This window comes from Brevundimonas sp. (assembly GCF_018608325.1).
Lineage (GTDB): Bacteria > Pseudomonadota > Alphaproteobacteria > Caulobacterales > Caulobacteraceae > Brevundimonas.
Map to the genome: position 1 here is coordinate 1 of NZ_JABAZW010000075.1, position 3,424 is coordinate 3,424.

The following is a 3,424-nucleotide window of genomic DNA, read 5'->3' on the forward strand; positions in this document are numbered from 1 at the left end:
TCCTGCGTCGGTTCGGACCCGTCGGCATGGGCGAGCGCAACAATGGCATCAACAGCGGTGCTGCGGCAGGAGCGGCGGTGAATGCTTCTGCGGCTGGGCGCGTGGCCTACGTCGGTGACGATCTGGTCGGTCAGGGGCTGACGGTCCTGATCGTTCATAATGGCGGATGGCGTACGGTTTACGGGCATCTGGGCTCGGCGACGGTGCGAGATGGCGCGGATGTGCGCGCTGGCCAACAGATCGGCACCGTTGGCCTGACCGCAGGCGACGGCCGCCCCTCGATCCATTTCGAGACCCGCCAGATGCGTGGCGACGATCCCGTAGCGGTCGATCCGCTCACGGTATTGCCGCGCTGACGCTGCGCCACATTGCATTCGTCGAGGCGCGGCCCTAGGTTCCGCGCCTCGTTTTTATTGGGGGGCGCCGACGAGGGCAGCCTTCCTCGTGTTCGGAGACTACCATGAGCCCTCAAGCTGACGGCGGCATCATGGCCGTGGTTGTGCAGTTCCTGCCGATCGTCGCCATCTTCATCCTGTTCTATTTCCTGCTGATCCGTCCGCAGCAAAAGCGCGCCAAAGAGCATCAGGCCGCCATCAGCGCTGTGAAGCGCGGCGACACTGTCGTTCTGGGCAGCGGCATGATCGGCAAGGTGACCCGCGTCGAAGAGGCCGAGGTCAACGTCGAGATCGCGCCCAGCGTCAACGTCCGCGTCGTCAAGGCGATGATCGCCGAAGTGCGCAACCGCACCGCCATCGCCGCCAACGATTCCAAGGCCTGATACCCTTCCGGTATCGCTGAACCGAGACCGCCCGCATGATTCAGCTATCGCGCTGGAAGATCATCCTCGTTGTCGCTTCGGCGATTATCGGCTGCTTCCTGGCCTATCCCAATCTGCTGACACCGGCTCAGCGTGAGGCGTTGCCTGGGTGGTTGCCCAGGCATGGGCTGAACCTGGGCCTGGACCTTCAGGGCGGTTCCTATCTGCTGCTCGAAGTCGACGTGCCGCAGATGCGCGAGAAGCGGGTCACGAACCTGATCGAAGACGTGCGGGTCAGCCTTAACGGCGACGGCATCGCCACCAGCGGTCTGCAGCGTGAAGCAGGCGGCGTGGTGGTGACCCTGGCCAACCCGAGCCAGACGGACGCTGCCTTCAAGGCGCTGCAGCAACTGGGCGGGCAGGCTGGTCCTGGCGGTCAGGTTGAGCGCGTGGCGACCCGTCTGGGCGATGGCCGTCTGCGCTTCGCCTATACGGAAGCGGCCATGAACGGCATGGGCCCGGCGGCAGTCGATCAGTCGATCACCGTCGTTCGCCGTCGTATCGACAGCCTGGGCACACGCGAGCCCTCGATCACCCGCCAGGGCGCGGACCGCATCGTGGTTCAGGCGCCGGGCGAGAGCGATCCCACCAAGCTTGAGGAAGTCATCGGTCAGACGGCCCAGTTGACCTTCCAGATGGTCGACACTGAAAACTCGGTGAACGACGCGGTCGCAGGCCGTGTGCCGCCAGATTCCGAACTGCTGCAAGACCAGCAGGGCGTGCCCTATCTGGTGAAGAAGCGGGTGCTGGTGTCGGGTGAAAATCTGACCCGCGCTGGCGTCGGTTCCGACCAGAGCGGTCGTCCGGCCATCGACTTCCGCTTTGACGGGGCAGGTGCGCGCCGCTTCGGTGAAGCGACCGCCGCCAATCTGGGCAAGCCCTTCGCCATCATTCTGGACGGCAAGGTCATCTCCGCGCCGACGATCCAGAGCGCGATCACTAGCGGATCGGGCCAGATCACCGGCAATTTCTCCATTCAGGAAGCCTCGACCCTGGTGAACCTGCTGAACGGCGGCGCACTTCCTGCGCCCCTGAAGGTCGAGGAACGCCGCGTCGTGACCGCTGAACTGGGGGCGGACGCCGTGGCTGCGGGCGCTCTGTCGACGGCGCTTGGTTTCGTCGTGATCGTGGTCTTCATGATCCTGGCCTACGGTTTCCTGTTCGGCGGCATCTCGGTCATCGGCCTGGCGCTCAACGCCTTGCTGATCGTAGCCGCCATGTCCTTGACGCAAGCGACGCTGACGCTGCCGGGCATCGCCGGTCTGATCCTGACCTTCGCGGTGGCCGTTGACGCCAACGTGCTGATTTATGAACGCATGCGTGATGAGGCCCGACAGGGGCGTTCGGTGATCGCCTCCATGGACGCCGGTTTCAACCGCGCCATGGGCACCATCGTCGACGCCAACCTGACCACTCTGGTCGCGGCGGGCATCATGTTCCTGTTCGGTGAAGGCCCGGTTCGCGGCTTTGCCTGGACCCTGACCATCGGCGTCTTCACCTCCGTCTTCTCGGCGGTGCTGACGGCCCAAGTCCTGCTCGGCTACTGGCTCAAGGTGGCCAAGCCCAAGAAACTGCCGATCGCGGAGTGATGTCGATGAACGGTTGGCCTATCATCAAACTTCTGCCGCACAAGACGAACTTCCAGTTCGTCAAGTACGCCAAGGGGTTCGCTATCTTGTCAGCGATCCTGACAGTCGCGGCGATCGTCGGTTGCTTCTATCCCGGCCTGAACCTGGGCATCGACTTCCGGGGCGGCGCCTCGATGGAAGTCTCCAAGCCTGCGGGTCAGGTTCTGGAGCTTGATCGCCTGCGCGGAGCCGTGAACGGCCTCAGCATGGGCGATGTCCAGGTGCAGGGCATCGCAAGGCGCGACACCAACGCTAATGACGGTTCGACCGCCATTGTCCGTTTCCAGGTTCCGGCCAACGCCGACCAGACGGAAGTCGTTCAGAAGGTCGAACACGCCATCGACCAGGCTGTGGGGCAGGTGACCTACTCCGGCGTCAGCGTCGTGGGCTCGAAAGTGTCCGGCGAACTGCTGACCAACGGCGTTCTGGCTCTGGTCATCGCCGTGGTGCTGATGTTCCTCTACATCGCCTTCCGCTTCCCCTGGCAGTTCGGCATCGGCGCCGTTGCTGGCCTGTTGCACGATGTGGCGCTGACGTTCGGTCTGATCGTCCTGCTGCGGATGGAGTTCAGCTTGAACCTGGTCGCGGCGCTGCTGACCGTCATCGGCTATTCGATGAACGACACCGTCGTCGTGTTCGACCGCCTGCGTGAGAACCTGCGTAAGTACAAGGTCATGCCGCTGCGTGAAGTGATCGACCTGTCGATCAACGAGACGCTTTCGCGGACGATCATCACTGGCGTGACCACGGTCATCGTTCTGATCGTGCTGGCTGTCTTCGGCGGTGAGGCTCTGCGCGGCTTTTCGATCACCCTGGCCTTCGGGGTCGTCATCGGCACCTTCTCGTCGATCTATGTCGGCGCGCCGATTATCCTGTTGTGGGGCATGAACCGCGGCGGGGCATCGGACGATGCAAAGCCGGTCAAGCTGGGTATGGCCAGCCGCCCCTGATCCTGAGTTACAGGCAAAAAGAAAACGGC

At 63.6% G+C, this 3,424-nt stretch carries 4 protein-coding genes; all 4 read left to right on the top strand.

What is annotated here, in order from left to right; all coding sequences use genetic code 11:
• The coding region (locus QZ281_RS07880; protein WP_292226872.1) for a M23 family metallopeptidase at positions 1-356 on the top strand (356 nt) is incomplete at its 5' end.
• A gap of 104 nt (positions 357-460) precedes the next feature.
• Positions 461-778 (top strand): preprotein translocase subunit YajC, encoded by a 318-nt coding sequence (gene yajC, locus QZ281_RS07885; protein ID WP_292226873.1) that lies wholly within the window; start codon positions 461-463, stop codon positions 776-778.
• 35 nt (positions 779-813) lie between these two features.
• Positions 814-2,406, top strand: coding sequence for a protein translocase subunit SecD (gene secD / locus QZ281_RS07890; protein ID WP_292226875.1), 1,593 nt, complete (start codon positions 814-816; stop codon positions 2,404-2,406).
• Positions 2,406-3,395, top strand: coding sequence for a protein translocase subunit SecF (gene secF, locus QZ281_RS07895; protein WP_292226876.1), 990 nt, complete (start codon positions 2,406-2,408; stop codon positions 3,393-3,395). Before secD ends, secF begins: the two co-directional genes overlap by 1 nt.
• The last annotated feature ends 29 nt before the right edge of the window (positions 3,396-3,424 follow it).